Source organism: Rhizobium sp. WYCCWR 11146 (assembly GCF_013591995.1).
In the GTDB taxonomy this organism is placed as follows: domain Bacteria; phylum Pseudomonadota; class Alphaproteobacteria; order Rhizobiales; family Rhizobiaceae; genus Rhizobium; species Rhizobium indicum.
The window spans coordinates 538,278-557,957 of record NZ_JACCEY010000024.1; the positions used below are offsets into that span (position 1 = coordinate 538,278).

The following is a 19,680-nucleotide window of genomic DNA, read 5'->3' on the forward strand; positions in this document are numbered from 1 at the left end:
CGCGGGGCTCAGGGCGTTCGGCGCTGCGATCGATTCACTGGATCAATCGCTCCCGCTTTGCGGGGACCGGGCCTCACCCACCCGTAACACTCATATGCCTTGCCACGGCCGGACGGTTATGCGTGCGGTCGATGATGAAGTCGTGGCCTTTGGGTTTGCGGGTGATGGCTTCGTCGATGGCGGTGTGAAGGAGGGCGTCGTCTTCGGTGGCGCGGAGTGCGGCGCGGAGATCGGCGGCGTCGTTTTGGCCGAGGCACATGTAGAGCGTGCCGGTGCAGGTGAGACGCACGCGGTTGCAGCTCTCGCAGAAATTATGGGTCATCGGTGTGATGAAGCCGAGGCGGCCGCCGGTTTCTTCAACCCTGACATAACGCGCCGGGCCGCCGGTCTGGTAATCGATGTCAGCAAGGGTGAACTGGTCTTCGAGGTCGGCGCGCAGTTTCGAGAGCGGTAGATACTGGTCGGTGCGGTCTTCTTCGATCTCGCCCATCGGCATGGTTTCGATGACGGTGAGATCCATGCCGCGGCCATGGGCGAAGCGCAGCAGCTCCGGCATCTCGGCATCGTTGAAATCCTTCAGCGCCACGGCGTTGAGCTTGATCTTCAACCCGGCTTTCTGAGCCGCGTCGATGCCTTCCATGACTTTGGCGAAATCGCCCCAGCGGGTGATCTTGCGGAACTTGTCGGGGTTGAGCGTATCGAGTGAAACATTGATGCGGCGGACGCCGCAATCATAAAGCTCCTCGGCATGGCGGGAAAGCTGCGAGCCATTGGTCGTCAGCGTCAGCTCGTCGAGGCCGGAACCGATCTTCTGGCCGAGCTGGCGCACCAGATACATGATGTTCTTGCGCACCAAGGGCTCGCCGCCGGTCAACCTGATCTTGCTGACACCCTTGGCGATGAAGGCGGAACAGAGCCGGTCGAGCTCTTCCAGCGTCAAGAGATCCTTCTTCGGCAGGAAGGTCATATTCTCCGCCATGCAATAGGTGCAGCGGAAATCGCAGCGGTCCGTGACGGAGACACGGAGATAGGTGACCGCCCGCCCGAAGGGGTCGATCATCGGGTGTGCATCCGCCACCAGCGGCGATGCATTGCCTATCGTTCCGACTCTGGTGTTCACCTGTATCTCCGTACTCTCATCAATGTGGGCATATGCTATTGTCGCGTCAAGGGAAACAGCCGCGCGAGCATGCCAATTTCAGCTTGCGCTGAAAAAGATCAACGCCTACTCCTCGCATGAGAAGAGGACAAAATGATGAGCGATATCTGGCCGAGCGAACTTCGCGTTTCGAAAGACAGGCAGCGGCTGGCGGTGACTTTCAACGACGGCCAGAGCTTCGACCTGTCGGCCGAGCTCTTGCGTGTGCTGTCGCCCTCGGCCGAGGTGCAAGGCCATGGGCCCGGGCAGAAGGTGACGGTGCCCGGCAAACGCAATGTTGCGATCATCTCGATGATGCCGACCGGCAATTACGCGGTCCGGATCGGCTTCGACGACATGCACGATACCGGCATCTACACCTGGACCTATCTGCGCGAGCTCGGCGAACGGGGCGCGGAGCTGTTTTCGGCCTACGAGAACGAGCTCAGCGAAAAGGGCATGAACCGCGATACGGCGGAGAAGCCGCGCTGACGCTCACGAGAGCGCCGCTATCACTTTCAAGAGACCCACAATTCCAGCCATCGGGGGGCCATATGGCGAAAACGAACGGAAAGAACTGGCTGCGCGCCAAGGGCAGCGCCAGCAGCAACAAGGTGACCTTCCTCGAACTGTTCTTCGACCTGGTCTTCGTCTTTTCGATCTCGCAGCTCTCGCATGCGCTCGCCGCCCACTACACGCCGCTCGGTGCCGCCGAAGCGGCGCTGATGACCTTCGCCGTCTGGTGGGTGTGGATCTTCACCGCCTGGGTGACGAACTGGCTCGATCCGGACAGGATGCCGGTGCGCGGCATGCTGGTGGCGCTGATGATGCTCGGGCTGCTGCTGTCTGCCTCCATCCCCGAGGCTTTCGGCGATAAGGGCCTGCTGTTTGCCGGCGCCTATGTGGCGATGCAGGTCGGGCGCTCGCTGTTTACGACCTATGCGATGACGCGCGTCGACCGCGCCAATACGCTGAATTTCGTCCGCATCACCGCCTGGCTCGTGGCAGCAGGCGTCTTCTGGATTGCCGGCGGGCTGCTCGAGCATGAAGCCCGGCTGATCGCCTGGGTGATAGCGCTTGCGATCGAATATGCCGGGCCGGCCGCGGGCTTTGCCGTGCCGGGGCTCGGCCGCTCGACGGCGCGGGACTGGGACGTTTCCGGCGCGCACATGGCGGAGCGCTGCGCGCTCTTCGTCATCATCTGCCTCGGCGAAGCGATCCTCGTTTCCGGCCGCACATTTGCGGAGCTGCCGTTCTCAGGACTGACCAGCGTCGTCTTCGTCACCGCCTTCATCGGCACGGTCGCCATGTGGTGGCTCTATTTCCGCTTCGGACACGGGCGCGCCGCCCACCGCATCGAGCATGAAGAGACGCCGGGCAGCCTGGCGCGGCAGGCCTTCACCTATGGGCATATCCCAATTCTTGCCGGCATCATCGTCCATGCTGTCGCGGTCGAGTTCATGTTCTCGCATCCGCACGAAACCGGTGATCTCGGCATCGCCGCAGCCGTGCTCGGCGGCTCCGGCCTGTTCCTGATCGGCAATCTCTGGTTCAAGGGCGCGACCAGCGGGCGGATGCCGCTCTCGCATCTTGCCGGCCTGGTGTTTTTGATCCTGCTTGCCTTTGTCGCGCCCTTCATCGAGGTTTATCTGATGGGTATTCTGGCGACGCTGGTGCTGATCGTCGTGGCCGCCTGGGAATACCGCTCGCTGACCGGTACGGAGGCGGCGCCGACGCTGCATTGAACATCAGTCCTCGTCGCGCAGATCTTTCAGCAGCATGGTGATGATCCGCTCCATCGAATCGGCGGTCGCCATGCATTGCTCTATCGGCTCGTCCGACAGCACGCGATCGATGAGGCCGGTCTGGATGGCCATGGCTTCCTCACTCAGCTTTCGACCCTCTGGCGTCAAATAGAGGCGCAGCACACGCTTGTCGCGTTCGTCATCGCGGCGAAGGATTAGACCGCGCTTTTCCATCTGCGGCAGCAGCATGCTCATATTGGAGCGGCCGACCAGCAGCTTGCGCGCCAGTTCCTGCTGCGAGATGCCTTCGAAACGATAGAGATTGACCAGGATATCGAGGTGGGGCGGCTTGATGTGGAGATCGGCAAGCGAGCGGGCCAGGGATTGTTGCATGAGCTGGCAGGCGCGAGCCACCGCGATCCAGCTGCGAAAACGCGGATGATCCCAGGGAAGGGATTGATTTTTGTTCATCGTTGTACTTTATTGTTCAGTGTTGAACAGTATTTTGGAATCCCACTATGGCAAACTTTGCGCTTAACGTCACCCGCCTCGGGTTTTCGCTGCTGCAGGCGGTTTCTCCTGATCTGGCGGCCAGAGCGGCGTTCCAGCTGTTCTGCCGGACGCCATCAGCAAGACCCAAGGGCACAAAGTCAAAGCTGGCGCATGCGGCGGGTGCGGCCCGGCTTGCCGGCGCCGAACGCTTTACCCTCCGGCTTGCCGGCGGGCGCCAAGCGCATGCCTATCGGCTGAACGGCGGGGCGAGGGGCAAACGCAAGCGCTATCTGGTGACGCATGGCTGGGGATCGAGCGCGACATATATGGCCGAACTCGTCTCGATGCTTGCGGCAACGGGCGCGGAGGTCGTGGCGCTCGATTTTCCCGGCCACGGCCGTTCCGGCGGGCGCTTCCTGCATATGGGGCTTGCGGTCGAGACGATCGCGGCGGCCGAGGCGCGCTTCGGCGCATTCGATGCGGCGATCGGCCATTCCTTTGGCGGCGCGGCGTTGATGGTCTCGGCGGCGGGCCTGCTGCCCAGCGTTGCGCCTGTTGGCGGCGACCGCCTAGTGCTGATCGGCGCGCCGAGCGAGATGGGCTGGCTGTTTACCGATTTCGGCCGGATGGTCGGTCTTCGCCCTGCGGCGCAAGCCACACTGGAGAATGAGGTCCATCGCGTCACCGGCCGGAGACTTGAGGATTTCGACGCCGGCGCGGCGGCGGGCGTCATCGGCCGGCCGGTGCTCGTCATCCATGCCGAGGAAGACAAGGAGGTGTCGTCTCTCCATGCCAGGCGCTATGGCGCGGCGGGGAAGGGCGTTCGGCTGTTCTGGGCGAACGGCTTCGGCCACCGGCGCATCATCGGCGCCGCACCGGTTCTTGCCGCGATCGCGGCGTTTCTCGACGGCGATCGGGGCGTGGGTGAAGTGCCTGATGAAAGCATCAAAAAAGATGCGGAGATCATTCCGTTTTTTGAGCTTCCGGCAAGGCGCGCGGCATTGTAGCGTCCGTCGCGAAGATCAAGCCGCGGCGGGACGCCTCATGAAAATCATCAGCAGCATCGAAGAGCTCAATACGATTTATGGCGCCGGCCTGTCGCCGGCCTCCGTCACCAAGGTGACGAAGCAATTGACACCCCTCTATCGTGAGATGATCGAGATCTCACCGTTTGCGGCGCTTGCGACCGTCGGGCCGGAAGGGCTCGACTGTTCGCCGCGCGGCGATCTTGGCGGCGTGGTGCGCGTCGCCGACGACGAGACGCTGCATCTGCCGGATTGGCGCGGCAACAACCGCGTTGATTCGCTCTCCAACATCGTGCGCGATCCGCGCCTGGCGCTGATGTTCCTGATCCCCGGCTCGAACACGACGATGCGCATCAACGGCCGTGGCGTCGTCTCCAACGACGAGGCGCTGCTTTCGAGCTTCGAGATGGACGGCAAACATCCGCGTACCGTCGTCGTCATTTCGATCGACGAGGTCTATTTCCAATGCGCGCGTGCCGTGATGCGGGCCGAACTCTGGAACGGAGAACACTTCGCCGATTCGGCGAAGCTACCGACGCCGGGACAGATGCTGAAGGCTGCGGTGGGTGATTTCGACCAGGAGACCTATGACCGGGAATGGCCGGGCAGGGCGGCGAAGACGATGTGGTAGGGTGTGGTGCCGAGAAGCGGACACCCACCTCTCTTCCCTCATTCCTGTGCTTGTCACAGGAATCCAGTGCGCCCAAGTCCTTGGGTGCGGAAGACATTTTCACGGTCGCAAAGAGTTATTCACCGCGCAGACGCGCGGTGGCTGGATTCCTGTGACAGGCACAGGAATGAGGGAGCAAGCGGCTACCTCGTCCGTTCCCTCGGACTCCTGGCGGACGAGGGAGCCATCGGCGTGAACCGGACAACAGTCTAAGCCGTCACCTTGTGGTGACAGCGTGCGCACGGCGACCGATTACCCTCACGTCTTATAGATCAGCCAGCTCTTGGTGAAATCCTTTTGCATGCCGTCCTGATAGAGGATGGTGCAGTTGCGGCCGGCATTCTTTGCGCCGTAAAGGGCGATGTCGGTCTTGCTATAGAGTTCGCCGGCATCCCCGGCGCTGGAGGCCATGCAGATGCCGATCGAGACGGTGACCGGACCGTAATTCACCCGTGTACGGGAGTTTTTGAAGGGCGTCGTCTCCAGCGTGCGACGAATGCGCTCGGCGATGGCGGTCACTTCCTCGGGCGTGTTGCCATCGACGATGAGGGCGAACTCCTCGCCGCCGGTGCGGGCAACGAAGATGTCACGGCGGACATTGCTGCGGATGACGGAGGCGACGGTGGCGAGCACCTTGTCGCCGACCGGATGGCCGTAGGTGTCGTTGATCTTCTTGAAATTGTCGATGTCGCAGAGCAGCAGCGCCGTCACCGGCCGCATGCTCGAATTGTCGAAAATGGCGGCGAGGCGATCGTCGAAGGCGCGGCGGTTGGAAAGGCGCGTCAGCGAGTCGGTGTTGGCGATACGCTTGTATTCGTCGAGTTCCTTGCGGACCTGATCCATCTCCTGCGAGCGCTGGACGACGTCCTCGACCGTGCGTTCGCCGTGCGCCATGGTGTCGCCGGTCGCCTGGCTCAGGAGATCGATGGCGTTTTCGATCAGTTCGACGCTGGCGTTGCTCTTGGAGGTGATGCGCTTGTGGGTCTCGCCGAGCAGTCTGGTGTAGCTTTCGAGCGAACTCTGCTCCTGCCTGAGAATGCGCAGCAGGCCATCGAGTTCGCCGGCAATGCGCGTATGGGCATCATCGAAGACACGGGCCGGGCTGTGGGTGAAGTGCTGCGCGCCGAGCGCATCGAGTTCGGCCTGGGTCACCTGGCCGCCGAGGGCCGCAAGCTCGCGGGTGAGGGCCGGATTGGAGCCGATATAGGCCTCGTAGAAGAGTTGGTAATTGCGCGGTATCGGCGCGACGCCCATGGAGCGCATGGCATAGGTGATCTGACCCGCAACGTCGGGAACCGGCACCTTGGGCGCGACAGCCGTATTCATCCGGCGAACTCCTCATATATTCAAAGGCAATATTCTATTTGTTAGCTTAAATTTCTTGGGAAAAGATTAAAGCGATATATACCAAAGATTACATACGACAAATGCCCCGTGGGGTAATACTTCGATCAGGCCTATGATTCTCCATGGAAAAACGTATCTTTAGTGAGACAGTGCATACTCGCTGAGCGGGTACAGTGTCTGAAAAACTTACAGTTCTTCTCTGCTGGAGACCGTATTCATCTTGTCGACAGTTGGTTTTGGCCGTTTCGTATTGCAGTCTCGACATTTTTGGGATCGTATTTTCTGCAACGGACCCGATCTTAGCCCACAAATCACGGCGTGAGATCATGGAAACCTCCCGTCATATTTCTTTCGCCATCCTGACCTTCACCGTCCTCGCCGCCGGCGCCTTGCTGCTGGAGCACACAGGCTTCTTCGCCGGCGCTTTCCGCACGGAGATCCTGGCAAGGGTCGATGCCGGGGATCTGGTGATCGTGGGCGAGGCAGTCACGGCGCAGAACACAGGCGCCTCGGATAAGGCCTCGCCGCGGTAGAGCAGGCGGCAACGCAACCTGCCCAATCACCCCAAATTCAGTTCCTGGAAAAAATCATTCCCCTTGTCGTCGATGACGATGAAGGCGGGGAAGTCTTCGACTTCGATCTTCCAGACCGCTTCCATGCCGAGTTCGGGATATTCGAATACTTCAACCTTGCGGATACAGTCCTGGGCAAGACGGGCGGCGGGGCCGCCGATCGAGCCGAGATAGAAGCCGCCGTGTTTCTTGCAGGCCTCGCGCACGGCGCGCGAACGGTTGCCCTTGGCAAGCATCACCAGGGAGCCGCCGAAGGACTGGAACTGGTCGACGTAACTGTCCATGCGCCCGGCCGTCGTGGGGCCGAAGGAGCCGGAGGCGTAGCCGACCGGCGTCTTGGCGGGGCCAGCGTAATAGACCGGGTGGTTCTTCAGGTAATCGGGCATGCCTTCGCCCTTTTCAAGCCGTTCGCGGATCTTGGCATGGGCGAGGTCGCGGGCAACGATGATGGTGCCGGTCAAGGACAGGCGGGTCTTGACGGGATGCCTGGAGAGTTCGGCGAGCACCTCGGCCATTGGCCGGTTGAGATCAATGCGCACCGTCGATTCCGACAGTTTCGCCTCGTCGATCTCGGGCATGTATTTCGACGGATCTGTTTCGAGCTGCTCGACGAAGATGCCGTCGCGGGTGATCTTACCCTTGGCCTGACGGTCGGCGGAACAGGAGACGCCGAGGCCGATCGGCAGCGAGGCGCCGTGGCGGGGCAGGCGGATGACACGCACGTCATGACAGAAATACTTGCCGCCGAACTGGGCGCCGACGCCCATCTGCTGGGTCAGCTTGTGGATTTCCTTCTCCATCTCGATATCGCGAAATGCGTGGCCGCTCTCGGACCCTTCGGTCGGCAGCTCGTCGAGATAGCGGGTAGAGGCAAGCTTGACGGTTTTGAGGTTCATCTCGGCCGAGGTGCCGCCGATGACGATCGCCAGATGGTAGGGAGGACAGGCTGCCGTCCCTAACGTCAGGATCTTCTCCTTAAGGAAGTCGATCATCCGGTCGTGGGTCAGGAGCGAGGGCGTGCCCTGGTAAAGGAAGGTCTTGTTGGCCGAGCCGCCGCCCTTGGCGACGAAGAGGAATTCGTAGGCGTCGGTGCCTTCCTCGTAGATGTCGATCTGGGCCGGCAGATTGTTTCTGGTGTTCTTTTCCTCGAACATTTTGACCGGCGCGAGCTGCGAGTAACGCAGGTTCTTCTTCTCATAGGCATCCATGACGCCGCGCGCTAGCGCCGCCGTATCCTCGCCCTCGGTCCAGACCCTGCGGCCCTTCTTGCCCATGATGATCGCGGTGCCGGTATCCTGGCACATGGGCAGCACGCCGCCGGCGGCGATATTGGCGTTCTTCAAAAGATCGTAGGCGACGAAACGGTCATTGTCGGTCGCTTCGGGATCGTCGAGGATCGAGGCGAGCTGTTTCAGGTGGCCGGGGCGCAGCAGATGGTTGATGTCGGCAAAGGCGGTTTCGGCCAGCAGGCGGATGCCTTCCGGCTCGACGGTGAGGATCTCCTGGCCCTTGAACGTGTCGACCGAGACATGGTCGCCGCTGAGCTTGCGATAGGGGGTGGCATCCTTGCCGAGGGGGAAGAGATCGTCAGCCATCGAAGTGACCTTTCTGGTAGGGCGTCGCTAGATTGGAACCGGTCTAAATCCGCCGCGGGGCAAATGCAATCAGGATGCGGCGGACTCTGGAGTTGGCGGCCATGTCGTGTCGCGTTTTGCAGTCGGCACGTCACACACGGTAAGCGAGTGAAAGTAAAGGGGAAGTCGACATTTTTCGCGAAGCAGACGACTTCAGGTTGCCTTCCGGTCGAGGCCAGTTCATATTCCCGGCAGCGTTAACCTGCCGGGGCTTCCAATGACAAATGCAAAGCCAACTGCTGTCGACGACCTTCTCGTTTTTTTCGAAGACAATTGGATCCGTGGGGATCTGCTGCGCCTCGCCAGTGATCCCGAGGGAGCGGACATGTATGCTCGCTTCGTCAATGGCGTGCGTATCGACGCCAAACATGGGCCTGACCATGAAACGATCATCAAGGGCGAGTACGGAACCTTCAGAGTGAAGCCGGACGGCCACTTCGAATATGAGCTGGACTACACGCTCGACGTCGTGAAGAATTTAGGGAAATACGATCAGCTCATCGAGACGCTGAGCTACAAGATGTCCGATGGCTCAGGGGGCACGGACCTCGGCGTGCTGACCCTTGCGATCGACGGCGTCGACGTAGGCGAAAAATACCACGAAGTCCTGGATTTCGACGATATGGGCGTCACCTCGAGGGCGGATAATTTCTCTCTGCCTGACTACCGCAACTTTGCACTTTCGGTGAACGGCAGCCACGACCTGACGCTTCTGAACGGGTATGTCTATGATACCATCCCGGGCGTCGACGCCATCACCGAGGACGGTTTCAGCGATACGGTCCTATTTCCAGGTTCCGCGCCCGTAAGCTTGAAAATGCTCGATGGCGGGGAGTTCACCTTTCAGAGCGTTTCGATTGCCGAATTGTCGGCAGCGCCCTTTCACCTGACGCTCACCGCCCTGAACGATGGCCAGATCGTCTATCAGCAGGAGCTTGAAGTCACCGGCCCCACTCTCGAGGTCAATCTCGAAGACATTGAAGAAATCCGTTTCGATTTCATGGGCAATTCCGTCGTGATGGACAATTTTTCGCTGTTTGCCTTGTTATAGGCTGGAGGGAGTCGAGGCGTTGCGGCATATCCCCTTCTCCCCCCGAGCGGGGGTCCGAAGGACGGGTCGAGACCTGTGGCTCGACCCCGGTTGGTGGCGGCAGCCGGATGAGGGGCTGTGGCCTATGCGACCTTCTTACTTCGGCCCGATCATCGTTTCCGGGCGCACGATCTCGTCGTACTCTTCCGATGTCACCAGGCCGCTGGCGAGGGCCTCTTCCTTCAGCGTCGTGCCGTTCTTGTGCGCCGTCTTGGCGATCTTGGCGGCGGCGTCGTATCCGATCTTCGGGGCAAGCGCGGTGACCAGCATCAGCGAGCGTTCGAGGCCGGCCTTGATATTGTCCTCGCGCGCCTCGATGCCAACGACGCAATTGTCGGTGAAGGAGACGGCGGCGTCGGCGAGCAGTTGCACCGACTGCAGGAAATTATAGGCCATCATCGGATTGTAGACGTTCAGCTCGAAATGGCCCTGGCTGTCTGCGAAGGTCAGCGCCGCGTTGTTGCCGAAGATATGGATGCAGACCTGCGTCAGCGCCTCGCACTGGGTCGGATTGACCTTGCCGGGCATGATCGAGGAGCCGGGCTCGTTTTCCGGCAGCGCCAGTTCGCCAAGGCCGGCGCGCGGGCCGGAACCGAGCAGGCGGATGTCGTTGGCAATCTTGAAGAGGGCGGCGGCGGCCGCATTGATGGCGCCATGGGAAAAAACCATACTGTCATGCGAGGCGAGCGCCTCGAACTTGTTCGGCGCGGTGACGAAAGGCATGCCTGTGATGGCGGCGATCTCTTCGGCGACCTTTTCGGCAAAACCCACCGGCGCATTGAGGCCGGTGCCGACGGCAGTGCCGCCCTGGGCGAGCTCGCAAAGGCCGGGCAGGGTCATTTCGATGCGCTTGATGGCGGAGCCGACCTGGGCCGCGTAACCCGAAAATTCCTGGCCGAGGGTCAGCGGCGTCGCATCCTGGGTGTGGGTGCGGCCGATCTTGATGATGTGGCTGAATTCGGTGACCTTCATGTCAAGCGCGGCATGCAGGTGCTTGAGGGCCGGGAGCAGGTGATGGGCGATCTGCTCGGCGCAGGCGATGTGCATGGCCGTCGGATAGGTGTCGTTCGACGACTGGCTCATGTTGACGTGATCGTTCGGATGCACCGGCTTCTTGGAACCCATGACGCCGCCGAGCATTTCTATCGCACGATTGGAGATCACCTCGTTGGCATTCATATTGGACTGCGTGCCTGAACCGGTCTGCCAGACGACCAGTGGAAAGTGGTCGTTCAGCTTGCCGTCGATAACCTCCTGGGCGGCGTCGACGATCGCTTTGCCGAGGGCAGGATCGAGCTGGTCGAGCGACATGTTGGCGCGGGCGGCGGCCTGCTTGACGATGCCGAGCGCACGCACGATCGACAGCGGCTGCTTTTCCCAGCCGATCTTGAAATTGCCGAGCGAACGCTCGGCCTGGGCGCCCCAATATCGGTCGGCGACGACCTCGATCGGGCCAAAAGTATCTGTTTCGGTGCGGGTTGCGGTCATCGGCCTTGCCTTCCCTTTACATGCTGTTTTCGGGCATTTTCGAAAGATGAGGTCTTATAGGTTGGAAAGTCCGACAAGAAAACTGGACGCCGCGCGAAATATTGAAATCGCCAGTCATGTTTGCGCTGGCTTTTCGGCGTGCCTTTTAAGCCACTTTGGAAATTTTATGCGTTCGGGCGTTTTCGCCGGACTGGTCTGGCGGCGAAAATTCGGTAAAAAATTAACTAATAATTTCATAATTTTGTGTGAACTGCTGGCCGGCGCCGTGCAGGATCTCCGTCACACAAAATTGAGTCCGCCGGCGCTGGCGGCGCAGGCCGGTTTCTGATCAATGAGGCCCTACGCTGCTTGAGTTTCGCGGGATTTGAGCTTGAGCCTTGCGCTCGTGACAAGAACAGCATGACACCGGGACTGGAAGATATATGACGTTCGTTTTGAAAAGCGCGGCATCCGCATTGGCACTTTCCTGCGGCGTGGCTATGATGAGTGCCGCACCCGCGCATGCTTATACACTGATGGACATGCTGCGCGGCGACAGGCAGCGGACGCAGAGCACCATCTTCATGGACCAGATGCCGCCCGGCCGCGTGGGTTCGCGCGGTGGCGTCGGTGGCTCGCTCGGCGGGCTCGATCCGGAAGCGCCGCTACCGAAGGTGAGCGGTCCGCGTTATTATACCTACAAAACCGAGACGCTGCAGTTCGTCGACACCGGCAGGTTTGCCGATCCCGTCGTCACCGGCGCGGTCGCCGATGTTTCGGGCGGCGGTGATGCCAGCGCCGAGCCGGCCGTGCAGCGCCGTTTCCTGGCGCAGGCCAAGGTGCGCTCCAATGCCGACGTCGCAAAGGCGCTCGAAGCCTATTACGGCGACAGCCGCAATCCGCTCGTCTGGGTCGAGGGCAATCAGATCAACGACCGCGCCAAGTCGGCGATGCTGGTACTTGCCGATGCGTCCTTCGTTGGTCTCGACCCGGCGGATTACGCCGTCCAGACGCCTGATATCGACCCGGCCAATCCCGATCCCGCCTTCCGCGACCGGGCGCTGACACAGTTCGAGCTCGATCTCTCCGCCAAGGTGCTCGCCTTCGTGCAGGACACGGTGCGCGGCCGCATCGATCCGAACAAGATCTCCGGCTATCACGACTTCCAGCGCAAGGTGGTCAATCTGGCCCCGGTGCTGAAGCTTGCTCGCCTAAGCCCCGATGTCGGCGCCTACATCGCCAGCCGCTCGCCCGATAGTCCGCAATTCCAGGCGCTGAAGGCGGAGCTTGCCAAGCTTCGGGCCGCCGACGGCGGCAATGAGGAGCGAATCGTCGTTTCGCTCGACAGGCTGCTGAGGCCTGGCGACAGCTCGCCGGAGATCGCCAATATCGTCAAGGCGATCGGCAAGCACGGTTCCGAAACGCTGAAGACCGATCATGCGGCAACGCTTGCTGCTTACGCCGGCAGCATCGACTATTCGCCCGACATCGTTTCGCTGGTCGAGGATTTCCAGAAAGAGCGTGGGCTGAAGGCCGATGGCGTCATCGGCCAGGCGACCGTGCGCGCCATGACCGGCGGCGATACCAATGCCTCGAAGATCGACAAGCTCGTCGTTGCCATGGAGCAGGCGCGCTGGCTGCCGGAGGATCTCGGTTCCCGCTACGTCATGATCAACCAGCCGGCCTACATGGTCTACTACCACAATGACGGCAAGGAACAGCTGTCGATGCGCGTGGTGGTCGGCGGCAAGAACAACCAGACCTATTTCTTCGACGACGAAATCGAGACGGTCGAGTTCAACCCTTTCTGGGGCGTGCCGCAGTCGATCATCATCAATGAGATGCTGCCGAAGCTGCGCTCGGATCCGAACTATCTCGATCAGCTCGGTTATGAGGTCGAAGTGAACGGCCACGCCGTCGCCTCGTCGAGCGTCGACTGGTACGGCTCGACCAATAATGTTTCGGTGCGCCAGCCGCCAAGCAGCGACAATGCGCTCGGCGAACTGAAGATCCTGTTCCCGAACAGCCACGCGATCTACATGCACGACACGCCGTCGAAGAGCTTCTTCAAGCGCGACATGCGGGCGCTGAGCCACGGTTGCGTACGCCTTGCCGATCCGCGGGCGATGGCGGCCGCCGTGCTTGGCACGACGGTCGACGACGTCGCCAAGCAGATCGCCAGCGGGCAGAACCATGCGGTGCGCGTGCCGCAGAAGATCCCGGTCTACGTCTCCTACTTCACCGCCTGGCCGAACAAGGACGGCGTGGTGGAGTATTTCGACGACGTCTATGGCCGCGACGCCTACGTCGACAAGGCTTTTGATGCGACGAGCAAGGCGCGTGGGGCGCAGATCTGATATCGGATTTGATGGTTTATGCGAACGGGCGGTCTTCGGGCCGCCCGGTTTGTTTTTGCAGCGAGCACGGAATGGGAACAAAGTGGAGAGGGCTTGCCGCGTGGCACCCAGCGGAAGTCGGGGACGGCTGGGACTCAGACCGCAACCTTCTCCGCGAAGTCGCGGATCAGCCTCTCCACCAGCTCCGGTGTCAACTCATCGAAATGGGTGATGATAACATCCGGATCGAGGCTCGAAACCGGCACATCGGAATAACCGAAAGGCACGGCGATCGACGGTACGCCGGCGTTCCTCGCCACGGCGATGTCGTTGATGCTGTCGCCAATCATCACGGTGCGGGCGATGTCGCCGCCGGCGCGTTCGATGGTGCCGGTGAGGTGGCGGGCGTCGGGCTTGCGGTATTCGAAGCTGTCGCCGCCGGTGATGGCGTCGAAATATCGGGTGAGGTGGAGCTTGTCGAGCAGGCCGAGTGCCAGGCTCTCCATCTTGTTGGTGCAGACGGCGAGGCGGTAACCCTGAGATTTCAGCCGGTCCATCGCGGCGACCAGACCCGGATAGGGTTCGGTACGGCCGGGCATGTTGCCGGCATAGTGGGCAACGAAACGCTCGACCAGCAGCGGCAGGGCGTCGCTTTCGAGCGGATGGCCGCGCAGCCGGCAGGCGCGCTCGATCATGACGCGCGCACCCTGGCCGACGAGGTGGGTGAGGTCGTCGTAGCTGACCGGTTCGAGGTCGAGGGCGGCGATCGTATGGTTCAGGCTCTCGACCAGATCCACATGGGTATCGAGAAGGGTGCCGTCGAGATCGAAGACGACGAGCGCCGGGCGAGCGGGAACAGGGGTCAAGGGCATGTCTCTTTGAGCGATGGTCGTCTTGAGGAGCGATGGATCGTCCAAGGGAACGATGGATCGTCCCTGAGGTAGGCGATCATGCGGCGGAAAGCAACGTCCGACGATGGCCGGGAAGGCTGCAGGCCTCTGTTTCGGCTTTTCATTTTCCGTGATGATTTTGACTTTCGTTTGCCAGGCGAGCCGTGTAAACAGCACATCCAACGCAATATCAGGAGCTGGCGGCGCATGGATGCCCGCGAAATGAAGATCAAAGCCGCCGAGGCCGCACTCGCCCATGTGGAAAGCGGGATGCGTCTCGGGATCGGCACCGGCAGCACGGCGGAAGAATTCGTTCGCCTGCTGGCGGAGAAGGTCGCGGGCGGCTTCAGGGTCGAAGGCGTTCCGACGTCCGAACGAACCGCGCGGCTCTGCGTCGAACTCGGCGTCCCGCTGAAGTCGCTCGACGAACTGCCGGCACTCGACCTGACGATCGATGGCGCCGACGAGGTCGATCAGGCGCTCAGGCTGATCAAGGGCGGCGGCGGCGCGCTGTTGCGCGAAAAGATCGTCGCGGCGGCCTCCGAGCGAATGATCGTCATTGCCGACGAGAGCAAGCTGGTCGAAACGCTCGGCGCCTTCGCGCTGCCGATCGAGGTCAATCCGTTCGGGCTCGTCTCGACGCGGATCGCGATCGAAAAGGTCGCGGCCCGGCTTGGTCTTTCCGGTGAACTCGACCTGCGCCAGTCGGGTGACGGAGAGTTTACCACGGATGGCGGCCATCACATCATCGATGCATCTTTTGGCCGCATTCCTGATGCAGAGGCGCTTTCGAGCGAGCTGAATTCCATACCCGGCGTCGTCGAACACGGGCTCTTTATCAATATGGCGGCACTTGCGATCATTGCCGGTCCTGCGGGTGCGCGCACGCTGCAGGCAAACAGATAACAGGAGCATATACTCATGATGAACATTGCAGGTCTTGGCCGTCTCGCCGCTGCGACCGTCGTTCTTTCCGGGCTTGCTTTCGGCTCCGCCGTCAAGGCGCAGGAAGTCTCCGAGGACCAGCTGAAGGCGTCTCGCGCGGCGATCGACGCCATTGGCGCCACTGCCCAGTTCGACAACATCCTTCCCGGTCTCGCCGAGCGTCTTAAGGCCGGCCTGATCCAGGATTCGCCGAACTACCAGGACATCATTTCGTCGACGGTCGACGCGCAGGCGCTGGCGCTGGCGCCGCGCCGCGGCGATCTGGAGAAGGAGGCGGCACTGACCTATGCCAAGACCTTCACCGTCGAAGAGCTGAAGGCGATCGCCGACTTCTATAATTCCGACGTCGGCAAGAAGCTGCTGCGCGATGGCCCGGTCGCCTCGCGCGAGACGGCGAAGGCTGCCGACATCTGGGCGCAGGGCATTTCCCGCGACCTGGAAAAGCAGAGCAACGCCGAGCTTTCCAAGGTCATCAAGGCGCCGCCACCGGCAACCGACAGCCCGACCGCTCCGGCTCCGGCACCGGCTGCCCAGCAGTAAGGCCTGCCCCATCAAACTTGCGAAAGCCCGGCATCGTCCGGGCTTTTTTGTTATGATGCAGCAAATGCCGCTGGCGAGGCTTCAGGTGACTGCAGACATGTCCGATCATGATAAGGCCGTCCGAGTGCGGATATCCGGCAAGGTCCAGGGTATCGGTTTTCGCATGTGGACGCGCGATGAGGCGGTGCGGCTCGGGTTGACGGGCTGGGTTCGCAATGAAGAGGACGGGGCGGTCGTCGCTGTGATCGCAGGACCCGACGCCGCCGTCACGACAATGATCGAGCGTCTCAGGCGCGGGCCTCCGGGGGCGTCGGTTTCGGGCGTCCAGACGGAAACGGCCCAGATTGAGAAGAACCCGACGGATTTCCGCATTACCCGCTGACAGCAGCAATCGCTAGGGCCGATCGGGCCTAAATTCATCCCGATCTAGTCAGATGCAGTTGGCAACGCATGTGCGCCGTGACTCAGCCTCTATGGGTTTGGGTTCTTCGCAAGTTGCCACTCACCGGTCTCATCCGGCTCAACGCGCTTGTTGCCACGATAGAAGATCGGCAATCTCGTCTTTTTGTCGATCGAGAAGCGGCTCGGGGTATATTTTTCATTCTCATGGCCCTGAATGGCGAGGCCGAGCGCTTCCTTAAACTTGCCAGCCTTGCACAGGTTGCTGAAGAGAGTTTGATCCATCTTTTGCTCCGCCATTCTTTTCCATCCCATGGATTGCCTGCCAGCCTCGGCCGACCGGGTCAACCGTAAACGGTAACTGGTCAACCGAAGACGGTGACTGGGTTGAGCCGTTTACAATGAAGATTCGGCGATGGGAACCGGATGACGCAGGAGCGGGCTTTTGTTTTCATGACGATCGCCCCTATATCAGGAACATCCTTCCTGCGATTCCCTTCCGGAGCTCCTCATGTCTTCCTACGACTACGACCTCTTCGTCATCGGTGGCGGTTCCGGAGGTGTGCGCGGCGCCCGTGTCGCGGCCTCGCTCGGCAAGAAAGTGGCGATCGCCGAGGAGTATCGCTACGGCGGCACCTGCGTCATCCGCGGCTGCGTGCCAAAAAAGCTCTTCGTCTACGCCTCGCAGTTTCATGAGCATTTCGAGGATGCGGCGGGCTTCGGCTGGACGGTCGGCGAAAGCAGCTTCGACTGGAAGAAGCTGGTGGCGGCCAAGGATGTTGAAATCGCCCGTCTGGAAGGCCTCTATAAGAAAGGTCTCGCCGGCGCCAATGCCGAAATCCTGGAAACGCGCGCAGAGCTCGTCGATGCTCATACAGTCCGGCTGCTGAAGACTGGACAGACGGTGACGGCCAAGACGATCGTCATCGCCACCGGCGGACGGCCGAACCCGCATGCAGCCCTTCCCGGTCACGACCTCTGCATCTCCTCCAACGAGGCCTTTCATCTCGAAGAGCTGCCGAAATCGATCGTGATATCAGGCGGCGGCTATATCGCCGTCGAGTTCGCCAATATCTTCCATGGTCTCGGAGTCGAGACGACGCTGATCTATCGCGGCGCCGAGATCCTGTCGCGCTTCGACGAGGATCTGAGGCGGGGGCTGCATGAGGCGATGGCCGCCAAGGGCATCCGCATCCTTTGCCACGACACGCTGCAGAAGATTTCGAAGGGTGAGGACGGGCTCATTCTGGAGACGCTGAACAACGGCACGCTGCAAGCCGGCGTCGTCATGCTGGCGCTCGGGCGCGATCCGAACACCGAAGGCCTCGGCCTCGAGGCAGCCGGTGTCGCCGTCGACGAGCGCGGCGCCGTTATTGTCGACGAATATTCCCGCACCAATGTCGAAAACATCTATGCGCTTGGCGATGTCACCAACCGGGTACAACTGACGCCGGTGGCGATCCACGAGGCGATGTGCTTCATCGAGACCGAGTACAAGAACAATCCGACCCGGCCGGACTACGAACTGATCCCGACCGCCGTCTTCTCGCAGCCCGAGATCGGCACTGTCGGGCTTTCAGAAGAGGAGGCGGGCAAGCGTTATTCCGAACTCGAGGTTTACCGCGCCCAGTTTCGACCGCTGAAGGCGACGCTTTCCGGGCGGGCCGAGCGGATGATCATGAAGCTGATCGTCGATGCGGCGAGCCGCAAGGTCGTCGGCGCCCATATCCTCGGCCACGATGCCGGCGAGATGGCGCAACTGCTCGGCATCACTTTGAGGGCCGGCTGCACCAAGGACGATTTCGACCGGACGATGGCGCTGCACCCGACGGCGGCCGAAGAGCTCGTCACCATGTATGCGCCGAGCTATCGGATCCGCGACGGCAAGCGGATTTGAGCCACGACGTGCTTTTGCCCTGCATGTCGTTGACCCGGAACCGCTGCACACTTCCGGGCGACATGCATTAGAACGCCGTGCGTCCTTTCGGACGCACAAAGGACGCTCTAACTCTTTGAACGACGTATCGTGCTTTCCGAAAATCGATTCCGATTTTCGGGCCGATGCGCTAGCTGGTGATGCGCGGCGAGCGGATGACCTTCAGGAAAAGTGCTTTCATCGCATCGGCGATACCTTGGGTCGGCGTCACCTCGAAATAGAGGCCGGGCGAAGCGCATGCCTGCATCTTCGTCGGAATCTCGCTCTGGAAGGGGCTGATCCATTTGTTGTACCAATCGTTGCTCGGCAGCGGCAGGTAGGTTGTGTAGAGCACGGCGATCTTGACACCGCGATCCTTCAGCGGCTTGCAGAAGGAGGTGTCGATCGGTTCCTGACAGCGGCCGCCGGTCGTCTTCTTGGTGCATGTCGACGGCTTGTAGCTGTCGCCGACGCCATCGGAAACGAAGAACAGGATCTTTTCGGGGCTGATATTCGACGTGCCGTCGCCGGCCGGATCGATGATGGTATTCATCTGCGTCAGGGCGCTATCGAAGCTCGTGAGCTGATCCTGGTTGTAATTCTGGTAGGGAATGGTCATCAGGTCGACCGTGTCGGTGTAATTCTTCACCTTCGTCAGGTCGGAGGTGGGGCTGGAGATCGTCGTCAGCTTTGCGTCCTCGGCTTTGGTGCCGAAAGTATAGACGCCCATGCGGAACTGGTCGCTGCTGACGCGCTCGGTCTTGGCCGTATCGGTCAGCGCCTGGGTTGCCTGGCGCACCACGTCGATGCGCATAGCGACGCCGAGGCTCTTGGCGATGGTGTAGTTGTTGGTGCTCTGGTCCATCTGATGGCAGGCGAAGGCGCAGCCTGTTTTGGCCTGCAGCTTGGAAACATCATTCGCGGTTGCGCCGACGCCCATGGAAGGCGTGTTGTCGAGCAGGATGTAGAAATCCATGAAGGCGGCGGTTTGATATTCGGCAGTTGCCGCGCCCGATATCGTGATCGAGTCCCGGCCCAGGATGCGCATGAAGGTGGTGGGCACGGTCGCGCTGAAGGAAACCTGCGAATTCAGCTTGTTGGCGGTCTTGGTGACATTAATGCCGAGATCGATATGAACGTCGGTCAGCTCCCCGGACATTTGAGACATGAAAATATTGCGGGCGTCGTCCTTGCCGAGCGAGATCGTGCCGTTGCCGCTCATGGTCATGGCGGCTGCGACCGCGCCGGATTTTTCCGCGATCGAACCGACGGCGGCGGCATCGGCAGCGGCGTAGAGCTGTGTCCTCAGGCTGAGCGCATGGGCAAAATCCACCGCCATGCCGGCCGCACCGAAGAGCGGCACCACCAGCAGTGCCGTCATGATGCCGAAATTGCCCGAGCGGTCCGATATGAAACCGGGCGGAAGGATTGCCATGCCATGTCCCCGAATTGAAACTCTCTCCGGTTCTACATTG

At 61.2% G+C, this 19,680-nt stretch carries 20 protein-coding genes; 12 read left to right on the plus strand and 8 right to left on the minus strand.

The annotated features are described in order from the left end of the window. Window positions 1-73: 73 nt before the first annotated feature. Window positions 74-1,120: a GTP 3',8-cyclase MoaA gene (gene moaA / locus HX899_RS22425; RefSeq protein WP_181293423.1), complete on the minus strand. Its 1,047-nt coding sequence runs from the start codon at window positions 1,118-1,120 to the stop codon at window positions 74-76. Window positions 1,121-1,255: 135 nt separating this feature from the next. Here moaA and HX899_RS22430 point away from each other — a divergent pair, with 135 nt between their 5' ends. Both HX899_RS22430 and HX899_RS22435 read left to right on the plus strand, forming a co-directional pair. Next, entirely contained in the window at window positions 1,256-1,630 is a 375-nt protein-coding gene (locus HX899_RS22430) for a gamma-butyrobetaine hydroxylase-like domain-containing protein (protein WP_043294718.1), read from the plus strand. A gap of 62 nt (window positions 1,631-1,692) precedes the next feature. Further along, on the plus strand, window positions 1,693-2,883 hold the full coding sequence (locus tag HX899_RS22435) for a low temperature requirement protein A (protein ID WP_181293424.1): 1,191 nt from the start codon (window positions 1,693-1,695) through the stop codon (window positions 2,881-2,883). A gap of 3 nt (window positions 2,884-2,886) precedes the next feature. Here the strand turns inward: HX899_RS22435 and HX899_RS22440 are convergent, their stop codons facing one another. Next, window positions 2,887-3,354, minus strand: coding sequence for a MarR family winged helix-turn-helix transcriptional regulator (locus HX899_RS22440; protein WP_138329240.1), 468 nt, complete (start codon window positions 3,352-3,354; stop codon window positions 2,887-2,889). 47 nt (window positions 3,355-3,401) lie between these two features. Between HX899_RS22440 and HX899_RS22445 the strand changes: the two genes are divergently transcribed. Together HX899_RS22445 and HX899_RS22450 are read left to right on the plus strand one after the other, a co-directional pair. Continuing rightward, window positions 3,402-4,382 carry an alpha/beta hydrolase gene (locus tag HX899_RS22445; RefSeq protein ID WP_180194064.1) on the plus strand — a complete coding sequence of 327 codons (981 nt, stop codon included), beginning with the start codon at window positions 3,402-3,404 and terminating at the stop codon, window positions 4,380-4,382. Between the two features lie 37 nt (window positions 4,383-4,419). Next, window positions 4,420-5,031: a pyridoxamine 5'-phosphate oxidase family protein gene (locus tag HX899_RS22450; protein ID WP_181293425.1), complete on the plus strand. Its 612-nt coding sequence runs from the start codon at window positions 4,420-4,422 to the stop codon at window positions 5,029-5,031. Window positions 5,032-5,328: 297 nt separating this feature from the next. Here HX899_RS22450 and HX899_RS22455 read toward each other — a convergent pair whose 3' ends face one another. Then, entirely contained in the window at window positions 5,329-6,396 is a 1,068-nt protein-coding gene (locus HX899_RS22455; protein ID WP_027684452.1) for a GGDEF domain-containing protein, read from the minus strand. A 347-nt stretch (window positions 6,397-6,743) separates the two neighbouring features. Here HX899_RS22455 and HX899_RS22460 point away from each other — a divergent pair, with 347 nt between their 5' ends. After that, complete coding sequence (locus tag HX899_RS22460) at window positions 6,744-6,950, plus strand: hypothetical protein (RefSeq protein ID WP_181293426.1); 207 nt, start codon at window positions 6,744-6,746, stop codon at window positions 6,948-6,950. A 26-nt stretch (window positions 6,951-6,976) separates the two neighbouring features. On the opposite strand, the gene HX899_RS22465 is transcribed toward HX899_RS22460, so the two are convergent. Then, window positions 6,977-8,584, minus strand: a complete 1,608-nt coding sequence (locus HX899_RS22465; protein WP_181293427.1) for a fumarate hydratase — start codon at window positions 8,582-8,584, stop codon at window positions 6,977-6,979. A 256-nt stretch (window positions 8,585-8,840) separates the two neighbouring features. On the opposite strand from HX899_RS22465, the gene HX899_RS22470 reads away from it, so the two are divergent. Beyond that, window positions 8,841-9,674, plus strand: a complete 834-nt coding sequence (locus tag HX899_RS22470; RefSeq protein ID WP_138329244.1) for an Ig-like domain-containing protein — start codon at window positions 8,841-8,843, stop codon at window positions 9,672-9,674. Between the two features lie 135 nt (window positions 9,675-9,809). Here the strand turns inward: HX899_RS22470 and fumC are convergent, their stop codons facing one another. Beyond that, window positions 9,810-11,201: a class II fumarate hydratase gene (gene fumC, locus HX899_RS22475; protein ID WP_180194067.1), complete on the minus strand. Its 1,392-nt coding sequence runs from the start codon at window positions 11,199-11,201 to the stop codon at window positions 9,810-9,812. Between the two features lie 61 nt (window positions 11,202-11,262). Here fumC and HX899_RS22480 point away from each other — a divergent pair, with 61 nt between their 5' ends. Both HX899_RS22480 and HX899_RS22485 read left to right on the plus strand, forming a co-directional pair. Beyond that, window positions 11,263-11,529, plus strand: a complete 267-nt coding sequence (locus HX899_RS22480; RefSeq protein WP_180193653.1) for a hypothetical protein — start codon at window positions 11,263-11,265, stop codon at window positions 11,527-11,529. Window positions 11,530-11,623: 94 nt separating this feature from the next. Continuing rightward, window positions 11,624-13,537 (plus strand): murein L,D-transpeptidase, encoded by a 1,914-nt coding sequence (locus HX899_RS22485; protein WP_181293428.1) that lies wholly within the window; start codon window positions 11,624-11,626, stop codon window positions 13,535-13,537. A 134-nt stretch (window positions 13,538-13,671) separates the two neighbouring features. On the opposite strand, the gene HX899_RS22490 is transcribed toward HX899_RS22485, so the two are convergent. Then, the gene (locus HX899_RS22490; protein WP_171598701.1) at window positions 13,672-14,388 is read right to left on the minus strand and encodes an HAD family hydrolase; all 717 of its coding nucleotides are present in this window, start codon (window positions 14,386-14,388) and stop codon (window positions 13,672-13,674) included. Between the two features lie 225 nt (window positions 14,389-14,613). On the opposite strand from HX899_RS22490, the gene rpiA reads away from it, so the two are divergent. From rpiA to HX899_RS22505, 3 genes are all read left to right on the plus strand, one after another. Further along, window positions 14,614-15,312: a ribose-5-phosphate isomerase RpiA gene (gene rpiA / locus HX899_RS22495; protein WP_003540249.1), complete on the plus strand. Its 699-nt coding sequence runs from the start codon at window positions 14,614-14,616 to the stop codon at window positions 15,310-15,312. A gap of 15 nt (window positions 15,313-15,327) precedes the next feature. After that, a complete protein-coding gene (locus HX899_RS22500; RefSeq protein ID WP_181293429.1) occupies window positions 15,328-15,891 on the plus strand; it encodes a DUF2059 domain-containing protein in 564 nt (187 codons plus the stop codon). A gap of 97 nt (window positions 15,892-15,988) precedes the next feature. Beyond that, on the plus strand, window positions 15,989-16,273 hold the full coding sequence (locus HX899_RS22505) for an acylphosphatase (RefSeq protein ID WP_181293430.1): 285 nt from the start codon (window positions 15,989-15,991) through the stop codon (window positions 16,271-16,273). Window positions 16,274-16,362: 89 nt separating this feature from the next. Here HX899_RS22505 and HX899_RS22510 read toward each other — a convergent pair whose 3' ends face one another. Beyond that, window positions 16,363-16,575 (minus strand): hypothetical protein, encoded by a 213-nt coding sequence (locus HX899_RS22510; protein ID WP_064648318.1) that lies wholly within the window; start codon window positions 16,573-16,575, stop codon window positions 16,363-16,365. Between the two features lie 226 nt (window positions 16,576-16,801). Here HX899_RS22510 and gor point away from each other — a divergent pair, with 226 nt between their 5' ends. Beyond that, window positions 16,802-18,187 carry a glutathione-disulfide reductase gene (gene gor / locus HX899_RS22515; RefSeq protein ID WP_181293431.1) on the plus strand — a complete coding sequence of 462 codons (1,386 nt, stop codon included), beginning with the start codon at window positions 16,802-16,804 and terminating at the stop codon, window positions 18,185-18,187. Window positions 18,188-18,356: 169 nt separating this feature from the next. Here gor and HX899_RS22520 read toward each other — a convergent pair whose 3' ends face one another. Then, complete coding sequence (locus HX899_RS22520) at window positions 18,357-19,640, minus strand: pilus assembly protein TadG-related protein (RefSeq protein WP_181293432.1); 1,284 nt, start codon at window positions 19,638-19,640, stop codon at window positions 18,357-18,359. Window positions 19,641-19,680: the final 40 nt, after the last annotated feature.